Origin of the sequence: Vibrio sp. S17_S38, from assembly GCF_014694375.1 — a bacterium.
Lineage (GTDB): Bacteria > Pseudomonadota > Gammaproteobacteria > Enterobacterales > Vibrionaceae > Vibrio.
Genome location: NZ_JAAUWW010000002.1, coordinates 290286 through 310613, shown reverse-complemented (window position 1 = coordinate 310613; position 20328 = coordinate 290286). Strand labels below are relative to the sequence as shown.

Sequence of the window (20328 nt, the reverse complement as noted above, 5' to 3'; positions counted from 1 at the left end):
TTCAAAGTTTGTACCTATATAACGATTGCCACGATCATCATTGAGTTGTGTCGTTGAGGTTTAGGTCAGGTTATTAATGCTGCCTTGTTCACTGATTAACGCAAGATTGCCACCTTTGATTTGAGCACCAATATTGTTTATGTCATTTAGCGCTTGCAGCAGCATATTGCCAGAAGTTTGCAATAACCCGCCGTTATTATTGATCGCATTTTGACTAACTAAAGTCATATTGCCTGAGCTATCTATGCTTCCTGAGTTATTGATGTTACCTGCACTGACTGCGATTTCTTCTCCAGCAATTAAAGCGCCATTTTTCACATTAGAGAGAGTCGCTTGAGATAAGTACAGCTTAGGCGCGAGCACCGTTTGACCATTAACTTTAATAGTCTCATACCAAAGAATATCATTTTCTAAATTAGAAATTTGCTCTGCAGTTAGTGCGACACCAACGGTTAATCGGAATTCTTTACTTTCTAATGCTGCGTTATCAATCAATTGTTGCATTTGAACTAAATCACTCCCGACATCCTTATGTAAATAACGCCATCCAGTTTGTTCAAAAATAGTTTGAGTAATAACTCTCGTATCATAAAAAGCATCGCCTAGAAAAGGAGATCTTTTGTCAAGATTGAGGCCTAGCTTTGATTGAAAATAGTCAGACCCTAAAAAGCTACCTAAGTTAGTCAATACAGGGTTAGTTTCAATAACATATTTTGATTTTAGGCTCGGAGAGTAAATAAAAAGTCCATTAGGATTACTTGGCAATTTAAACTTAGGAAAAGGAACATCATTACTCTGAGGAAAAAAGAGCGTAGGCATCTTTACATTTGGTGAAGTAACATCACTAGACTGGCTTAACTCTGGGCCTTTAATGGAATTACTATCAACTTTTATGCTCTTTGTGGTTTTAACATTAGCTGAACTGTCTGAAATTTGTTCTTTGGCACTTTTACCGATTGTCCCATTATCCACTTTATTTTTAACATCAAGAGTCATCGTGCCTGTAGTGACAATTGAAGATTGATATTTATCACCAAATACTGTTGATGAATCAAGCTCCCTATATGCAACCACCGGTGTCGTACCAGCAAATAACTCATTTACATTTTTAATAATTCCACCTTCAACTTGATAGATTGCATTTATCTCTTTTTGATACTCCTGATAAGATTTATTGAATAAATTATTTGCTGAAATATCTAAATTCTTATTCGATGCAATCAAAGATGCATCATTATAAATATCATGAGAATCTAAGTGCATATTTGAATTCGAAACCAAGCGTGAAGATTCACCTTCAGCAGTCACTTTTACATATTCTTTAGAAACAAGAACTGTTTCATCAATTCCATTAAAACGAAAATCACAAATCTGAGCTGAACTTCCTTGGTTACCACTCCCTTTTTCAGAACAAGTGCCAGAAATTTCATGCAATGGCATATCTTTTTCTATCTTACTGGGGATATCACTTGACGTTGTGCTTTCCATCTCCATATCAATATTAATTCGACGATTGTTTATTTTCTCCGCTTTTATCGTGAGTTCCCCCTGTGCTTCGATACTACCGGATATATTATCGACTGCTTGCGCAAGCTCTCCTTGATTGCGCCCTTGGATAGCAAGGTTATTTCCTATATAGATATCTGCCTGTTGATTGCTCAGCTTACCTTTAATATGGAAGATTGCATCATTACCAGAGTAAATTAACCCCTGATTTTTAACATTGCTATCAGCTACTACAGAAAGCTTATTGAGAGCCACCAATGCTCCTGAGTTTATAAAATTTTGAATTGATAAGCCTAAGTTACTCAAAGCTTGCAGTTGACCAGAGTTATTAATATTTAAGGATGATATAAATGTATCCCCCCCAGAAATAATAGCTTCACTTGTATTCGTTAGATTATTTTTTATTACTATATGTGTGTTACCTAGCGATGAAATTTGACCTTGATTATTAAGATCACCTGCTATAAAGAAAATATCGCCGCTTGTACTAATGTCACCTATATTTCCCACCCCCCCAGAAATTTCAATATTAGAATCACCAACTGAGAGTATCTCACCAGATTGTTGCAATGAAGATGCTAGAATCATTAATTGATTTTTAGATTGTATTTTATTTTTATTAATTAACAAGTCAGAATTAATACTCAAAGATCCTGTCGATTTAATCTCCCCCTCATTTACCAACGTACCATCAGTATCAATACTTATATTTTCTTCTGATTTTATCACTCCTTTCTGCATAACAGATTGAGTTTTAATCTTGATGTTTTTTTCAGCCAAAAATTCTTTATCATTAACTAACGTTTGAGCTGTGATGTCAATTTCGCCACTACTGTTAATTATCCCACTATTATCAAGAGTGCCCTTTATATTTAAAGCCACCCCCCCAGAAGTTAATATATTACCTTTTTGTTGAATGTTATCAGCCGTGACTGCAAGAGACTGTTGAGCCTCAATCACCCCAAGTTGATTTATATCTTTAGAAATAACAGTAATATTCTTATCTGACTTAATCACACCTGAATTATACAACCCAGAGGAACCACTTACACTTACATTTAAATTATTTTTAGCGTAGACACCCCCTGTATTTATTATTCCCTCAGACATTAATCTAACATCTTCCCCTGACATTATTTGACCGATATTATTCAATTGAGATGACGTCAAACTCAATACACTACCAGCAGAAATTAGGCCATCATTCTCAACATTTGCACTATCAGCATCAATAGATAAATATTGACCACTTTGTACCTTCCCTAGGTTATATAATGTATCCAAAACCTCCAGAACAATTGATTGATTTGCCTGTAAATCTCCATCTTGCTGTATATTATGAGCATTTATAGATATATTCCCACCTGCTAATACTTGATGCGAATTCTCTATATCATTAGCTTTAACAATCACATTTTTTCCTGATTTAATATCACCTTGGTTATTAATCTCCTTTGCATTTAGTTCAAGATCACCTTTTGCTAACAGTTTCCCAGCATGGTTATTTTTGAATTGATTAACAGCTTCAATAGTTAAGACACCTTCGGTCTGGATTAAACCACCCACCAATAGACTTTCACTATTAATATCAACATTACCATTGGCAGAAATATCCCCCAGAATTGACACCTTGTCAGATTTAATATTGACAGTCTCTCTTGAATTAATCTCTCCTTTTGCTTGTTCAACCAGCATTGAAGATATTTTTATATTGTTTGCTTGCGATTTCCCCCCATGAGTTAAATGCTTTGACCTTATATTTATCTCATCACCAGCCTGCAAATCTCCAGATTGAAAAAGATCATCAGCACTAATATCTAAGTTTGTATTAGCATTTAATTTGGCTTGAGTGCCGATTAACAGTTTAGAGCCAGCTTGTATTGAGGTAGATGTTGCTGAATGCATTGAGGTATTTATATTACCAGTACCAATATTGACATCGATCTTCCCTGCAGCCACTTTTCCCTTACCAAGTAGCTGCATTTCTTTAGTGTCAGAGCTGTTTGATTGAATCTTCAAAGAGTGGGATATTTGAACCGCTCCATCATTTGTTAATGACTCGAGATGATTGAGTGTTGCATCAGTACTCGTAATAAGACTCTTATTATCAACGGTTATCAGATGACTTGTGCTTATCAAATCTTTTTGTGACGTGACACTGGATTCAGACAGGGAAAGTTGCTCAGTATTGATAATTAGGCGTGCATTTTTCTGCACATCACCGTTAGCATTAACGCCTGAAACTAAACGCGATTGTTTCAAGTCAATATTTTCTATCGCTGACACTTTCAGCTCTTTTTCAGCAACGGTTGTTGCATTGTTGGCTTTAATTGAACGCCCTGAAATATTAACCTGCTGTTTAGCAAATTGCTTATCGGACAAATCTATATCTTGATTGGAGTCAACTATTAAATTTCCCTGAGCACTTGCTGCCCCTAACGTTATTTTACCATCGGAAGATATACGAATATCATCAACTGATGTGGCCAAATTATTCACATTCACCCCAACGCCTTTTTCCGTAGAGACTAACGCTATACGACCAGCGTACATGCCGCCTAATGCAGAGGAATCTATCGCAACTTTAGGTGTATTATCTGTCGACGGTTGAGTACTACGAATACGGTTCGTTTTGTAGTCCACCTCATTAGAACCAGCAATAATATTAAGTTGATTAGCATGAATATTGGCTTGAATTTTTGCGCTGCGACTGATGAGATCGAGATAGTCTTGTTGAGTGGCATCAAGGCCTTGTCCATTAATTAGGATATCCCCCTGATTAACATCAAACCCAATCAATTCACCATTAGAGATTTGTGGTTTACCCGTCGATAAAGTAGCTCTTGATGTATTGATAAAGCCACAACCATTACAAGTAATACCATATTGGTTAGTGACAATGACATTAGCTTTATTGCCAGCCACTTCCGTATAACCGTTAAGCTGACTCCGATTAGCACCTGTCACTTCATTCAAAATTACCGAGGCGGCCTTGCCTTTCAAGTTAAGGTTATTTTGGATGAGCCCACCAAGTTGGGTTGGGGTTAACTTGTCGGTCGCATTGTTTAATATCAAACCTTGCTTATCAACATTAAATTGCTGATATTGGTTGTGTGATAAACCTTTCCCATTTGGCGTGGCAATATTGATGATAGGCACACCATTTCCAGCTTGGCTAACCTGTGTATTAGCATTGCCCGGCTGAACGTTTGCCATGGCTGGCTGTACCGTTAATACCCAGCATAAACCATAGGCCATAACACGATGAGAATAGGAAAAAGAGGTATTCATAAATTAAGCCTATTAATTCGCTAGAAATAAACAGAGATAGAGTAATTAACCACGTAGCTATCTGGGTTTAGCCAGCGTGGCGCGTCAATAGGAAACCCCACACTCAAAGAAGTTGAATAGTGTTGCTTACTGCTACTCAGTGCCAAGCTCGTTCCTGTTAAGTGACCTTTTTCATAAGGATCATATTGATCAGGGTGAATGCTCCCAGTATCGATTGCTAATACTGAAGAGATCCCGCCCAACCAAGGCAAGCTACCCCAATAATAAGTGAGATCATTGCGCCAGTAATAACCACTATCCCCTGATAAAGATTGCTCTTTAAAGCCACGAACAGAATAATCCCCACCTATCGATAAACGTTGGTTGCCATATAAGGTATCGTTGGTCCATTGACCAAAAAAAGTAGTGGAAAATGATAAATTAGGAACAATGAGGCCCCTGCGATAAGAAAGCGTGAATTCACCTTTATCAAACTCAGCTGAAGGCAAAAAATCATACTCGCCTTTGCCACTTTCACTATTGAAAAGCGAAATACCTCTGACATAGCGTGGGGAAATAGTCAAAAAGCCTTGCCCTAATTTGGAACTGTAATCAAGAGACAAAGCAGCAGCGGCTAGATTCCGGCTGCTACCTGATAAGAACGCATCGTCAATGTAGTTTTTATCTTGGCGGTAATTGAGACCGGCTTTAGTACTTATCTTCTGTTTATCATCACGAAACAGCATCCAATCGAGCGCCGCATCATGTGTACTAGTATTGCCAGTGGATTCAAAGCTAAAGTTATTACTCGATACCGTGTTCAAATAATCACTGTAAGAGTAGGAATAAGAAAAGGTGCGATAGCCATTGGGGATAGACACCGCTAAGCGAGCATTTTGTGAATCGTAATAGTTAGAAAATTCACTACTTTTACTGCCCGAAACTGACCAATTATCAAGAAGACCTAAGGCATCATCAAGCGAGGCATTGGCTGAAAGCTGTGTCTCACCTGTATTTTTTTGTCCACCATTATTAAAACCGAGTGAACCATGTAGCCAGCCGTTATCCATTGTTTTGATATTTAGGATGGTGTAGCCAGGCTTTGTACCAGGAAGCAGTTCAATGGTGGCATTGTATCGAGCTAGACGGTTAATCTGATCGAGGCCTTGTTCAATATCCCGTAAATTTAAAATGCGGTTAATAGAATAAGGGAAAGCAGAACCAAACCAATGAGATTGACGGTTCAGCAATATGTCTTCTAGCTTGCCTTCTAGCACTTGGATCATTAAAGAACCATCGGATAAATCTTGTGGGATCAATAATGCCCTTGAAGTCACATAACCTTTTTGAATATAGAAATTACTAATGTCATGCAAAATACGGTTAATACCTGATAATCCAAGGCATTGACATTGACCTTCATATTCAGCTACTTGCTGATGCAAGGTATTAGATGAAATCGCCTGATTACCTTGAAAAGAAATCGAATGGATCTCAAAACACTGTGTTTCTTCCGTGGCGACATTGTCGTCAGGTAGTTGAGGAAGTGGTGTAAGATGTTGTAACTGCTGTTGCGACTGCTCTATTTGCTTTAAGCGTTCTGCCTGTTGTTGCTGTAACTCATCTTTTATTGATGGGTTAATAATAGGAAGTGCATAAGAAAGCGTAGAAAAAAAAGATACTGCCATTCCCAAAAAAAATAAACCCTTCAACTTACAATCCATTACCTATTAAAATTTGGAATATAAATTAACACTCATTAAGTATTAAAAATGTAGGAAATAATCTAAATGGGACAGTCAATTTTCCAACATCAATCGCAATTTTATTTAAGATATGAATAATGATTTAAAGATGACTGAATTTTTATATTTTCAGTTCAAAAAATAATATCAATGGTATTTAAATGATTTGTTGTTAAGGAGAAAGTAAATCAAGTGCATTCTGGCAAAAGATACCGCGATTTCATACGATATCAGCTGACGTTAATTTATAGAATGATTCCGGTAACGTATGACATCCATTAGACAAATCTACATAGCGCTCCACTAATTTAAAACTAAAAAACGAATAAAATGCGCTGAATTTCAAACTAAAAATGCCATAGTTTATACGTCACACTTATTCGTTTAATATCGCGGGAAAATATATTGAACGGAGTGAAAATAAACCTTTCGGCTTTACAGCTACGCCTCCCCACAACGTCGACTGGTATAAAATAAACTAACGTTGATTCAATTTTAGTGGCTCTTACATCAGGCTTAAAACCAAAAATACCCCCCTAAATGCAATAAAACATCAATTAACACCATAAAAACCATAAGCACCATTGATTCGTGATGTTTAATTGCTCCTGCTCTCACTTCCCTTTTGCTGCAATGCGTATTCTTACCGCTCAACACATCAATTAACAATAACGAAACACATTAGAAACAACACAATAAAGAAATATCAGCGCTGTATCGAAATGTAGAGCTCGATATTCAATTATAAATAAGACACAAAGGACGTCTATCATGATGAAACTAAAGAAATTACTCACTGGAGCGGTCATTGCGACCTCATCACTCCTCTTGGTTAATACTGCTGTTGCGGCAGATTATCCACCTCATACTATTAACATGATTGCCCCCGCTGGCGCAGGTGGTGGTTGGGATTTAACCATTCGTACTGTAGCGAAAACGTTAAAAGATACGGGCATCGTAGATTCAAATATGCCTGTAGTGAATCGTCCCGGTGGCGGCGGCGCGGTTAATTTAGCGTATATGCAAACTCAAAAAGGCAAAGGCGATTTAATCTCCGTTTACTCCCCACCGATTTTGCTGACTAACCTGACCGGATTAACTCAATATAGCTATAAAGATACAACACCGTTAGCACGTTTGATCACCGATTACGCGGCATTTGTTGTGCCTGAAAACTCAAAATACCATTCTATTAAAGAAGTAATGGATGCACTTAAAAAAGATCCTAAATCAGTCAAAATTGGTGGCACTTCTGCTGCGGGTTCAATGGATCACATTCAATTTTTATTAGTAGCAAAAGCGGCTGGCGTTGAGAACTTGCGTCAAATTGATTACATCTCATTCCAAGATGGCAGTTTAGTTGCACAAGCGCTGGGTGGCCATGTTGATTTAATTTCAACAGGTTTAGGCGATGTCGCTGGCATAGTAGAAAGCGGTAAATTACATGCATTAGCTCAAACAGCCGACAAACGAATTGGCACAGGCTTAATCGCTGAAATTCCAACCGTAAAAGAAGAAGGTATTGACGTTACATTTGAAAACTGGCGTGGTCTATTTGGCCCGAAAGATATGCCAGACTATGCCGTCAAATACTGGCGCGAAGCACTACACAAAATGGTTGAAACGCCTGAGTGGAAAGCTGCACTTAAACGTAACGGTTGGGATAATGCTTACCAAGATAACGAAGCCTTCACTACTTTTCTTTCTAATACCAATGAACAATATAAGACATTGATTAAAGAAGTATTTGGTCGCTAAGTCTTTCAAATAATATTACCGATAATATAAGGCGCGAGTTTATTCTCCGCCTTAATCCACAGCGATTGATGAAGGTGTGATATGTCAACAAAACAACCTAACTGGGATGCTCTAACTGGGCTATTTAGTATTGTCTTCGGGCTCACTTACGGCGGTTACGCCTATAATATGCCGCTGCCGATGTTCGGCAACCCACTTGAAGCGATTTTTATGCCATTGGCAATTGCAGCGATTGCGATTTTTATCGGAATTTTGCTGATCCTAAAAGGTGGGATCACACCGTCCATTCTTGCTATAAAAGACTTATTAAATGAAAGCCAACAGCGAAAAAGTGACCGCCGAAAAATAGCCATTACTTGCGTGATCTGCTTTTTCTATGCGCTAACTTTCGAACATTTAGGCTATGTGATCAGTACCACCTTATTTATGTTTGCCATGTTGATGGTGACATGCGGACTTTCTTATTGGAAAAAAGGAGCCATCATTTCTATCGTTTTTGCTGGTAGCATTTTCATTACCTTCAATGATTTGCTTGCCGTCAATCTTCCACCTTTTCCATTTTTTAATTAACGGAGCTAAATCATGATGGATATTTTAGCAAATTTAATGAATGGCTTTGGTGTTGCCCTTCAGCCTTATTACTTATTTTTGATCACTGTCGGCGGAATTTTAGGCACAGTAATTGGAATGCTACCGGGTTTAGGACCAGCAACTGGTGTAGCAATTTTATTACCTATGACCTTTGCAATGGGGCCAACGGCTTCACTTATTACCATGACTGGCGTATATATTGGCGCAATGTTTGGTGGATCTCGAAGTTCAATATTAATTAATACCCCAGGTGATGGCGCCGCGCTTGCCGCCACTTTTGATGGCTACCCGATGGCAATGAAAGGCCGTGCGGAATCAGCCCTAGCCATTTCAGCAATTGCATCACTTATAGGTGGTACGATTGCCGCGGTTTTAATGACCTTACTTGCTGAGCCAGTGGCTAGTTTTGCGATTAAATTTGGCCCAGCCGAATATTGCTTATTGATGGTCGCCGCCCTTGCCATGACGGTATCCATGTCAAAAGGTAATATGCTAAAAGGCTTTTTATCCATGGCGATTGGTCTGGCCATTTCCACCGTCGGAATAGATTCACAATCGGGTTTACAGCGCTTTACGTTTGGTAATTTAGAACTGCAAACGGGGATCGACTTTTTAGTGGTCATCATTGGTATTTATGCCATGGGTGAAGTATTTAAAAGCTTTAGAACTCTGAGTGATGGCAGCAAAAAAGTCCAAACTAAATTCAAGCGCATTTGGATCTCTAAAGAAGATTGGAAACGCTCAAAATGGCCAATTCTACGCAGTGCGCCTGTCGGTTTCATTATTGGTGCTCTACCCGGTGCTGGCGGCACTATGGCTTCCTTGATGTGTTACAACAATGAGAAGCAAATATCTAAAAACAAAGATGAATTTGGACACGGTGCAATTGAAGGCTTAGCTGCACCAGAATCGGCCAACAATGCAGCATCCATTGGCGCTATGATACCAATGTTATCACTTGGCGTTCCGGGATCTGGCACAACAGCGGTAATGATGGGTGCGCTGCTTATGTTAGGTATTCAGCCGGGACCATTACTATTTGCTCAACATCCTGACACCGCATGGGGCTTAATCGCCAGTATGTTTGTCGCTAACGTTATTTTGGCTATTGTGAATATCCCATTAGCGGGTGTGTTAGTTCGGTTGTTATCCATTCCAGCTAAGGTGTTATATCCAATAGTACTAGGTTTGGCCTTTGTAGGTTGCTATGCGATCAGTACCTCCGTGGTCGATTTCTACATATTGATTATTTTAGGTATTGCCGGCGTTATTATGGGACGCGCTAACATTCCAACGGCACCGATGATTTTAGCGGCAATTGTAGGTGGGCAAATGGAGCAATCATTCCGTCAAGGCTATCGTATTTCTAACCAAGACTTATCGATTTTTGCTCACTCTGGTATTGCACAAATATTATTAGTCGTGATTGCATTATCTATAATTTTGCCAATGATTGGAGCTCTACGCACAAAAATGGCACAAAGATCCGCTTCGGTATAGATCACCTATTCTCCTTTGGGATAAGTTCCTAGTAACATTACCCTTCGCCCAAGTAACCAGTTGATATTCACATTCGGTTATTTGGGCTTTTTTCATGATTTTTTTGAACAAAGTCCTCCACCACCTAAATAGTATTACCATTCTTAACATTTTCTTGAAAGCAAGAATTCATCACTGTAATCACTCAGATTTTAATTTAACATTCATACTGCGCATAAGTTAAATCCACACTAAATAACGTCATCTTTTCCTCCATCTGGTCAATTACGTATGATAAAAAGCAGTATTTCCTCTTTATCTAAGCTCACCTTTCGCACCAAAGTATTCTTACTTTTATTTGTCTTACTGATACTACAAATGTCGGTCATGGTTTGGCACTTTGACAGCACCTTATATGATTCAATCAAACACCAAGTCGGGACTCGCGCTTTAATTCAAGCCAAAGAGATTGCCAGCGATCCTGAGTTGATTAAACAAGTTAAGCAAAAAAACATACGCGATTTGAAACCGCATATAGAAAGGTTATCAACAATATCCGATGCCAGTTTTATTGTGATTGGCGATGAAAAAGGTATCCGTTTATCCCACCCCGTCGAAGAGCGGATCGGACATGCGATGCAAGGTGGTGATAATACTGGCGTATTAGAGCGTGGCGAATCTTATATCACTCTACGTGAAGGCAGTTTAGGCTACGGAATTCGCGGAAAAACACCTATTTTTGATGCTGACCACAACATTATTGGCGTCGTCTCGGTCGGCTACTTACTCAATCGATTTGACCAATGGCTTGATGTTTATATGACGCCACTATTGGTCGAGATTTTCTGTATTTTCGCACTTACTCTCATTGCCGCGTGGGGATTTTCTCGCCATGTTCAAACCAAAATGAACGGTATGGAACCAGAAGAAATCGCCCTCGCCTTAAATTTACAAAAATCGATATTAAGCTCTGTTTATGAAGGCATAATTGCGATCGATAACCAAGGCTATTTTCTTACTATCAATAAAACGGCTAAGAAATTACTCGGCATAAATAAAGATATTAAATACCTAAAAACACGCCAAATTATTGAGTATGTTTCCCACACTGAATTCTTTTTTCGCCAACCATTACATATCAACTTAAAAGATGAAATTATTCACTTAAATGGATTAAGCTTAATTGCCAGTCGAGTCGCTATTTATAAGCAAGAAGAACATACACCAAAAGAGCTCACTGGCTGGGTGGTGAGTTTTCGCGAAAAAAGTGATATCGATTCCTTGACCATGGAGTTAACCCAAGTTCAGCAGCACACTGATAGCCTGCGTGTTTTACGCCATGAATTTTCAAACCGCTTAGCGACCATATCTGGCCTGATTCAAATGGGGAAATTGGATGAAGTACAACAATTGATCAATCACGAAAACACGAGCAAACAAGCATTACTAGATTTCATACACCATAATATTCAGCTGCCTCAAGTCGCTGGCCTATTATTAGGTAAATCATTGCGGGCTAAAGAGCTTAATATTGAATTACGGTTTGATCCCACTAGCCAACTATATTCATTAAATTCAGCATTAAGTGAAACCGAATTATGCGCCATCCTTGGAAATCTGATTGATAATGCCTTTGATGCTACGCAACGCAACACCACCAGCAATCGTATCATTGAGCTATTGATTACCGATGCAGGTAAAGATTTAGTTTTAGAAGTAACCGATAACGGAATTGGAATTGAACCACATTTAATTGATGAAATATGGAAAAAAGGTGTGACCAGTAAAATAGATGATCATCAAAATCATGGCATTGGATTATATTTAGTGCATCGTTATGTAACCCATGCGGGTGGTTTTATTAATGTTGATCACGCAGAACCACAAGGTTGTATATTTTCTATATTTATCCCAACGAAAGCATAACTAACAACAAGAGTGGCTCAAACCACCATAATGAAGGTAAATAAAATGGATTTAATTGATGTATTAATCGTGGAAGATGACGCAAGAATTGCGCAAATGCATAGCCAGATTCTAAGACAAACCAATCGTTTCAATCCTATTGGTATTGCCGAAACACTTCAAATGGCAAGAACCATGGTAAAAGTGCATAAGCCTAATTTGATTATTTTAGATAATTATTTACCAGATGGAACGGGTATTGATTTATTCCGAGAAATTATCGCCGATAAAATCTCACATAAAATTGATGTGGTACTAATCACTGCATCAGATGAAATTGATACTGTAAAAGCTGCCATGAAATTAGGTTGTTTTGATTACTTATTAAAACCCGTTTCATATGAGCGCTTACAAGAAACCCTCAATCGTTATTTAACCTTAAATAATGCAATGAAAGCCTACGAAAACCTTGAGCAACGCCAGATTGATGAATTATTTAATATCCAGCTTCGGGACAAAAACCAACAGTTACTACCAAAAGGAATTGAAAGCATCACTCTTGAAAAGATTAAACGCGTATTCTCACAAAATATTGGCATAAAATTCACCGTGGATCGTTTAGTGCAGGAAACCGGCATTAGTAAAACCACTGCTCGCCGCTATCTAGAATATTGCTCGGCGAATGGATTATTAACCGCTGAAAACGAATATGGAAAAGTCGGACGACCTGAACGAGTGTATGTGAAGTTGAGTTAAATAAAGACAATTATGGCAACTTCTATACTATCGTTCCTATATTAACTAATCGACTCACAATGCATGGATAAAATATTCAAATGATTTCTGTTACTTTGGTTGATGATCATATTATGGTTCGGTCTGGGTTTGCGCAGTTATTATCTGTCGAACCTGATATTACGGTGCACAGTGAACACAGTAATGCGCGTGAAGCTTTTTATACCTTGTCGAGAACAACAGTGGATGTTGCGGTGATTGATATTTCAATGCCCGATGAAAATGGATTGGATTTATTGGAGCGGCTTAAAAAAGCACAACCGGGGCTAAAAGCCATTATTTTATCAATTTATGATTCAGCATCGTTTGTTAGTAAAGCATTAGAAGCCGGAGCTTACGGGTACTTGTCAAAACGCTGCGGCCCAGGTGAATTAGTGATGGCAATTCGCACCGTCGCTAAAGGGGATCGCTATTTATGTGCCGATGCGTTAATTAATTTGAGTAATGCTTCCGGCACACCACCCGCATTACAAGCGCTGACGAAACGAGAAAAGGAAATTTTTTACCATATAATTCAAGGTAAAGAAGCAAAAGAAATTGGTCATTATTTATCTATTAGTCACAAAACAATTCATGTTCATCGAGCCAGTATTTTAAGTAAGCTTGGTTTGTCTAACAACGTCGATCTGATCCGATTTGCCATCACTCATCAACTGCTAATCAATGAAGTGTCGTAAATGATATGCGCTATATTCGATTAACTGTTGACTCCTTGCTAAAAATCTCGCTTTCTCGTGGATTCTTTTATACTTTTTCTTGTTTATTGTATTCGTTATGTTGGTTCTGTTTATGGAACATAAGTCGCTATTTAACCACCGACTTATTTCTAGCAGGGTTACTACTACCAACAGGCTTGAAACTCATAACACTCACCTTAGCACCACGTTCGTTATGGCTTGGAGTCACCATATGTGAAATAGGGATGGTCTTACTATTAGGACACTTATTACACGCGCCAAATCATGAATATTTATTACTATTATTTTTATTAATCGCATATTGGATCGCGATACCATTTCGCATCTTGTGGTCACCACTGCAAACTTATTGGCAAAAATTACTCGCACTTACTGGGCTTACTTTGGTTTACGGATTTTTCTGTGGACTGGGCATATTGTTGTTGATCAAACCATTGGAGCTTGAATGGCATTACGTAGCTCAAACCACCATAGCAGCAGTTACTGGAGGCCTATTGCTCACACCATTTTTGTATCTATTATACGATTACTTACAACAACAAATTTGGAGTCCGCTATCTCCAACTTTAATCTACAACGAAGTCACCTTGCGCCCTTCCGCACTATTATGGTGCTTACTATTCTTCAGTATTGGTTTGAGCGCCGAGCTAGTGTTATTGAAACAACTGCAACCGCTGGCATTACTTATTTTTTTGCTGCCCAATATTTTTATGGCTTATCGATACGGCTGGAGAGGCGGGGTATTAGCCAGCGTGATGAACAGTATTTTGTTAGCCACTGCTCGCCAAGTCACTGGATCTTTTAGCTCAGATATCGAATTGCAAGGCTTCGTCGCTACCCAAACTTTAATTGGATTAGGCTTAGGAATCGCGATCAGTCGACAACATTTATTATCTAAACAATTAACCCAAACCAACCAAAAGCTAGAATATGAATTAGCCAAAAAACAAAATCTTACTCGGCAACTGGTACAGGTTGAAGAACAAATCAGAAAATCTGTCGCCCGCGAGTTACATGATGAAATTGGTCAGAATATTACCGCCATTCAAATACAGTCTATGCTCGCTAAACGACTGACAAAAGATGAACAACAAAATCATATTTCTGAAACCATCAACGTTCTCGCGATGCGCATTCACTCCTCTACTAGGCAGTTACTAACTCAGCTGCGCCCGCACACACTCGATGAACTTGGATTAGAAAACGCCATCCGGCAACTAGCAGGTGAAATGAAATTTATAGAACGGCATGTAGATTTCTATTTGAACTTTGGCATTTTTGCCGATCGATTGGATGAGATCACTACCGTCACGCTGTATCGTATTATTCAAGAATTACTCAATAATACCTATAAGCATTCCGAGGCGACATCGGTGCAATTAAGTATTGTACCGGGAGATACTTTCAGTGTGGATCTACGCGATAACGGCGTGGGTCTACCAGATAACTGGCGCACCAAAGGACAAGGGCTATTAGGTATCGAAGAGCGGGTTAGTGCGCTAGGCGGCGACTTTGTCATTGAATCAACACTCATTCATGGCCAATCAGGCACTCGAGTAACTGTTAACTTGCCCACAAAACCACATAACAAAGCGACAAACTAGGAAAAATTCTTACTCTTTTATAACTTTGTCTCATTCATTTTGTAGATCGCTTAGCTACTCTTAATAAGCATTAGGGAGACATGAAATATGATGTTCTTTTCAACATCAGCCAAGATAGTTACGCCTATCCAAGATAGCGCACAAATAAATAATACGTATCACTACTGGCGAATGCATTTAATGTTCTCGATGTATGTGGGTTATGGGGTGTTTTACTTTACCCGTAAAAGTCTTAATTTTGCAATGCCCGCTATGCTCAATGACTTAGGCTTACAACATTCAGATTTTGGTATTCTTGGCACACTATTTTACATCACCTATGGCCTCTCAAAATTTGTCTCAGGAATTGTAAGCGATCAGACTAAACCCAGTTACTTTATGGGACTTGGGCTGATTTTTACTGGAATCATTAACCTACTCTTTGGGCTCAGCTCTTCGCTGACTATGTTTGCAACACTTTGGACATTAAATGCTTTCTTCCAAGGCTGGGGATGGCCACCATGCGCTAAATTACTGACCGCATGGTACTCACGCTCTGAAAGAGGATTCTGGTGGTCAATCTGGAACACTTGCCACAACGTTAGCGGCGCAATAATCCCGATAAGTATTGGATTTATTACGGTGACTTTAGGTTGGCGATACGGCTTTATTATTCCAGGCTGTATAGCTATTGCCGTGGGATTATTACTGTTTTTTCGTATGCAAGATAGACCAGTGACTCTAGGTTTGCCTCCAGTAGGGGAATGGCGAGACGATGAAATCGAGAAGCAGCACGAGGCTGAAGGGATTGGTCTACGTTTTTCTCAAATTATCCAAACCTATATTCTAAGTAATAAGTATATTTGGTTATTGGGCAGCTCTTACTTATTAGTGTATGTGGTACGAATTGCCATTAATGACTGGGGGAATTTATATTTAACCGAGCGACATGGGTATGATTTATTTTCAGCTAACGCGGTGGTATCTATGTTTGAGATCGGTGGGTTCTTTGGCTCAATATTTGGGGGGTGGGGATCGGATAAATTTTTCCACGGCAATCGCGCTCCGATGAACCTGATTTTCTCTTTAGGTATCTTTATTTCTGTGGCCGCGTTATGGCTGACTCCCGTCAATAACGTTGTGGTGTTATCGGGATGTTTCTTCTCTATTGGTTTTTTTGTTTTTGGACCACAAATGATGATTGGTATGGCAGCAGCTGAGTGTTCGCATAAAGATGCAGCAGGCACCGCTACCGGTTTTGTTGGCTTATTTGGTTATTTAGGCGCAGCACTGGCCAGCTACCCATTATCGTTAATTATCGAGCGGTTCGGATGGGAAGGATTCTTTAGCGTCATCACTGTCGCAGCGGCCTCAATAGGGTTATTCATATTACCCTTTCTTCAAGCACAGCAACGAACAAGAACGATAGTACGTTAATTTATCGTCATGTTAGCACTGTATTTTATATGTTCCGGTTTATAAGAACCGACCATTACCGAGCAAAATCTTGTCATACTGGGCAATGACAGATTCAACATTACAAATGTATTTCAAGTTTTGCTATTGAAAAATAGCTAGCCGTATCACAGGTACGTGATCCGCACTTAACTACAACACCCTATACATCCGTTAAGTGACGACAATAACAAGAGGAAAGAAATATGAATAATAAATTACAGCGCAGCTTGCTTGCCACATTGATCTTAGGTTCATCATCCATTCTTGCCACTCAAGCCTTTGCTGAAGGTCGGCTCGTGGTGTATTGCAGCGCAACCAATGCTATGTGTGAAGCCGAAACTCGCGCATTTTCGAAGCTACACGATGTGAATACTTCTTTTGTCCGTAATGGCTCTGGAAGTACCTTTGCCAAAATAGATGCAGAGAAAAAGAATCCTCGCGCTGATGTTTGGTACGGTGGCACCTTAGATCCTCAATCTCAAGCCGGGGAAATGGGTTTACTGCAAGCCTATAAATCACCACAACTTGAATTCATCATGGATGGGTTCAAAGATCCAGCCAAACGTAAAGGTAACTACTCCTCAGCAGTCTACATGGGTATTTTGGGCTTTGGGGTGAACACTAAGCGTCTAGAAGAAAAAGGGTTACCGATTCCACGATGCTGGGAAGATCTGACTAAACCTGAATATAAAGATGAAATCCAAATCTCCGATCCCCAGAGCTCAGGAACAGCCTACACGGCATTAGCGACCTTTATTCAATTATGGGATGAAGAAAAAGCTTTTAATTATTTCAAAGCGTTAGATAAAAATGTTTCCCAATACACTAAATCAGGTGTCACTCCTTCTCGTAACGCGGCTCGTGGTGAAATAGCGATTGGAATCGGATTCTTACACGATTACTCACTAGAACAATCAAAAGGTGCCCCACTTGAACTCATTTCTCCTTGTGAAGGTACTGGGTATGAAATTGGTGGCGTTAGTATTATCAAAGGTGCACGCAATCTAGATAACGCCAAGTTGTTCGTTGATTGGGTTATGTCTAAAGAAGGCCAAGAACTGGCTTGGAAACAAGGTCAGTCATTCCAGATCCTAACCAACACTCAAGCAGAGCAATCGCCGAATGCGTTGGATCCTAAAAAACTCACTCTAATAAATTATGACATGGACACCTATGGCTCATCTGATGAGCGTAAACGTCTGATCAATAAATGGGTCAACCAGGTGAAAATGGGTAACTAACCCTCAAACACTATCACACTAGTAAGGTAGGCTCGTTCTGCCTTACTTCTGGCTCGCTATTCCAATGTTCTATCGAATAGGCGTTGTCTTTGCTGACCGCAAAAGAGACGCTCACGACTTTACATTGTCCCAATAATACATTGTTGCAATCAAATCGTGCTTAATGATCGAATCACTATTTTGGTACTCATACATGAATGAACTCACCGCAGACACCGTTCCACGCCGGCAGCACAACACGCCTCATCGCGATCCGATTTTTTATTGGATAATCGCGCTCTTATGTGCATTTGTCTTACTACCCTCTTTTGCTCTTGATTATGGCGTTTTTGAATCGACCTCTAAAGAATTTCACGATGCGATGGGGTGGAGTAGTCTAAACATTGCTTGGTTATGGTTTACTCTACCACTCGTATTATTCATTCGCCCGCTTAAACCGCTTAACAAATACGCAAAATCACGACATTATTTTGATATTAGTTACTCAGTTTTTTGCATGTTAGCTGTCTTGATCTCGTCTTGGGGAACTCATCAAGGATTGGGTTATTCCACTATTGCTTTATTTATTGCTTTAGGGGCAGTAATAACCTTAGCGTTTGCACGCTTAGAGTTTTTAGGCGGTGATCGCTTTGTGATCGGTGCGCTGCTGTCAATTGTGTTATTAATCGGCATATTCATCATATTTCCGAGCATTGCCATCTTCATTCCTATGTTTAAAGATGACATGGGGAACTTTGTAGCGTGGCAATTCCTCGATATTCTTAGCCATTCACATATTATTCAAATTATCTGGAACTCTATCATTCTCGGAGTATCCGTTGGTATCGCTGCCACCTTCTTTGGATTGGTTTTTGCCATCTACACTACACGTATAGCCATACGTTCAGCATTTATCGCACGTATTTTTTCTATCTTACCAATCGTCACTCCACCTTTTGTGGTCGGCTTAGGGGTCACCTTAATGTTAGGCCGATCAGGTTATGTCACTGAATTTATGACGGATTGGTTTGGATTAGAACAAACCAACTGGTTATATGGTTTCACTGGCATTTGGATGGCACAAGTACTCGCCTTTGCCCCTATGTCTTTTATGATTTTAGATGGCGCGATGAAATCATTACATCCTTCACTAGAAGAGGCCTCATATACCCTGCGAGCAAACCGCTATCAAACTTTTTTTAAAATCGTATTACCTTTATTAAAACCCGCGCTAGCTAATAGCTTCTTAATTATATTCGTTCAATCGCTCGCCGACTTCAGTAACCCGCTAGTATTAGGTGGTAGCTTTGATGTGCTGGCAACTCAAATATATTTCTATATAGCAGGAGCACAATTAGACTACGCCTCCGCCAGTACTTTAGGCGCCGTATTATTATTGTTCTCTCTAACGATTTTTGTGGTGCAATATTTATGGATAGGTAAGCGATCATACGTCACTATTTCGGGAAAATCGTATCGAGGTGATGTGCAACCCCTTCCAAGCCTATTGAAACATTCAGTTTCCGGATTATTATACTTTTGGATGGCGTTCAACATCTTACTGTATGGCAGCATCGTTTTTGGTAGCTTTACTGTTAACTGGGGTGTGGATTACAGCTTAACCTTAAATAACTACACTCGTTTATTTGGGATGGGTATTGGAGAAGGCGCATGGCCATCGTTAATCTCAACCATTATTTTCGCAGGGATCGCCGCGCCACTAACGGCATTGTTCGGCTTATTGATCGCTTATATCGTCGTACGCCAGCAGTTCCATGGTAAAAAGATCATTGAATTCGCCACCATGCTTTGTTTCGCCGTACCTGGTACCGTAGCCGGAGTTTCGTATATTCTAGCGTTTAATGATGCCCCTATTTATCTCACTGGCACTGCCGCCATTGTGGTTATCTCAATGGTGATGCGTAATGTACCCGTCGGCATCAGAGCTGGTATCGCAGGTTTAGGTCAACTGGATAAATCACTCGATGAAGCTTCTATGAGTTTGAAAGCTAATTCGCTTAAAACTATTACCCAAATTTTATTACCTTTATTGAGACCAGCAATCCTCTCCACATTAATCTACAGTTTTGTTCGCGCCATGACGACCGTCAGCGCCATCATATTTTTAGTTACACCAGAAACTCGAGTCGCGACCTCTTATATATTAAACCGAGTTGAAGATGGAGAATATGGTATCGCGATCGCGTATGGCTCCATTCTCATTGTGGTGATGCTGTCGATTATTTTAATATTTGATTTTTTTGTTGGCGAAGCACGCGTGTCTCGTTCAAAAGCCAATAATCAAGAATAACGTTTGGAG

Annotated in this window: 12 protein-coding genes; 10 read left to right on the top strand and 2 right to left on the bottom strand. The window is 39.5% G+C overall.

Annotation, left to right across the window (positions count from 1 at the left end):
* Positions 1-60: 60 nt before the first annotated feature.
* Both HC725_RS02965 and HC725_RS02960 read right to left on the bottom strand, forming a co-directional pair.
* Entirely contained in the window at positions 61-4797 is a 4737-nt protein-coding gene (locus HC725_RS02965; protein ID WP_190330275.1) for a filamentous hemagglutinin N-terminal domain-containing protein, read from the bottom strand.
* Positions 4798-4817: 20 nt separating this feature from the next.
* Positions 4818-6464, bottom strand: coding sequence for a ShlB/FhaC/HecB family hemolysin secretion/activation protein (locus HC725_RS02960; protein WP_190330274.1), 1647 nt, complete (start codon positions 6462-6464; stop codon positions 4818-4820).
* 828 nt (positions 6465-7292) lie between these two features.
* On the opposite strand from HC725_RS02960, the gene HC725_RS02955 reads away from it, so the two are divergent.
* The 10 genes from HC725_RS02955 (at position 7293) to HC725_RS02910 (ending at position 20319) form a co-directional block, all read left to right on the top strand.
* A complete protein-coding gene (locus HC725_RS02955; RefSeq protein ID WP_190330273.1) occupies positions 7293-8279 on the top strand; it encodes a Bug family tripartite tricarboxylate transporter substrate binding protein in 987 nt (328 codons plus the stop codon).
* Positions 8280-8360: 81 nt separating this feature from the next.
* Positions 8361-8849, top strand: coding sequence for a tripartite tricarboxylate transporter TctB family protein (locus HC725_RS02950; RefSeq protein WP_190330272.1), 489 nt, complete (start codon positions 8361-8363; stop codon positions 8847-8849).
* Between the two features lie 12 nt (positions 8850-8861).
* Entirely contained in the window at positions 8862-10370 is a 1509-nt protein-coding gene (locus tag HC725_RS02945; RefSeq protein WP_190330271.1) for a tripartite tricarboxylate transporter permease, read from the top strand.
* 270 nt (positions 10371-10640) lie between these two features.
* Entirely contained in the window at positions 10641-12275 is a 1635-nt protein-coding gene (locus HC725_RS02940; RefSeq protein ID WP_190330270.1) for an ATP-binding protein, read from the top strand.
* Positions 12276-12320: 45 nt separating this feature from the next.
* Positions 12321-13010 carry a response regulator gene (locus HC725_RS02935; RefSeq protein ID WP_190330269.1) on the top strand — a complete coding sequence of 230 codons (690 nt, stop codon included), beginning with the start codon at positions 12321-12323 and terminating at the stop codon, positions 13008-13010.
* Positions 13011-13090: 80 nt separating this feature from the next.
* A complete protein-coding gene (locus HC725_RS02930; RefSeq protein WP_190330268.1) occupies positions 13091-13726 on the top strand; it encodes a response regulator in 636 nt (211 codons plus the stop codon).
* Positions 13727-13731: 5 nt separating this feature from the next.
* Positions 13732-15351 (top strand): MASE1 domain-containing sensor histidine kinase, encoded by a 1620-nt coding sequence (locus HC725_RS02925; protein ID WP_190330267.1) that lies wholly within the window; start codon positions 13732-13734, stop codon positions 15349-15351.
* A gap of 87 nt (positions 15352-15438) precedes the next feature.
* Positions 15439-16767, top strand: coding sequence for an MFS transporter family glucose-6-phosphate receptor UhpC (gene uhpC / locus HC725_RS02920; RefSeq protein WP_190330266.1), 1329 nt, complete (start codon positions 15439-15441; stop codon positions 16765-16767).
* Between the two features lie 224 nt (positions 16768-16991).
* On the top strand, positions 16992-18029 hold the full coding sequence (locus HC725_RS02915) for an ABC transporter substrate-binding protein (RefSeq protein ID WP_190330265.1): 1038 nt from the start codon (positions 16992-16994) through the stop codon (positions 18027-18029).
* 193 nt (positions 18030-18222) lie between these two features.
* Complete coding sequence (locus HC725_RS02910; RefSeq protein ID WP_190330264.1) at positions 18223-20319, top strand: ABC transporter permease; 2097 nt, start codon at positions 18223-18225, stop codon at positions 20317-20319.
* Positions 20320-20328 lie beyond the last annotated feature (9 nt).

Excerpts from the sequence above, each read along its gene's own strand:
- HC725_RS02945 (WP_190330271.1), top strand. The coding sequence starts at position 8,862 with ATGATGGATATTTTAGCAAATTTAATGAATGGCTTTGGTGTTGCCCTT.
- HC725_RS02950 (WP_190330272.1), top strand. The coding sequence starts at position 8,361 with ATGTCAACAAAACAACCTAACTGGGATGCTCTAACTGGGCTATTTAGT.
- HC725_RS02965 (WP_190330275.1), bottom strand. The coding sequence starts at position 4,797 with ATGAATACCTCTTTTTCCTATTCTCATCGTGTTATGGCCTATGGTTTA.
- HC725_RS02935 (WP_190330269.1), top strand. The coding sequence starts at position 12,321 with ATGGATTTAATTGATGTATTAATCGTGGAAGATGACGCAAGAATTGCG.
- HC725_RS02960 (WP_190330274.1), bottom strand. The coding sequence starts at position 6,464 with ATGGCAGTATCTTTTTTTTCTACGCTTTCTTATGCACTTCCTATTATT.
- HC725_RS02910 (WP_190330264.1), top strand. The coding sequence starts at position 18,223 with ATGAATGAACTCACCGCAGACACCGTTCCACGCCGGCAGCACAACACG.
- HC725_RS02925 (WP_190330267.1), top strand. The coding sequence starts at position 13,732 with ATGCGCTATATTCGATTAACTGTTGACTCCTTGCTAAAAATCTCGCTT.
- HC725_RS02930 (WP_190330268.1), top strand. The coding sequence starts at position 13,091 with ATGATTTCTGTTACTTTGGTTGATGATCATATTATGGTTCGGTCTGGG.
- HC725_RS02940 (WP_190330270.1), top strand. The coding sequence starts at position 10,641 with ATGATAAAAAGCAGTATTTCCTCTTTATCTAAGCTCACCTTTCGCACC.
- HC725_RS02955 (WP_190330273.1), top strand. The coding sequence starts at position 7,293 with ATGATGAAACTAAAGAAATTACTCACTGGAGCGGTCATTGCGACCTCA.
- uhpC (WP_190330266.1), top strand. The coding sequence starts at position 15,439 with ATGATGTTCTTTTCAACATCAGCCAAGATAGTTACGCCTATCCAAGAT.
- HC725_RS02915 (WP_190330265.1), top strand. The coding sequence starts at position 16,992 with ATGAATAATAAATTACAGCGCAGCTTGCTTGCCACATTGATCTTAGGT.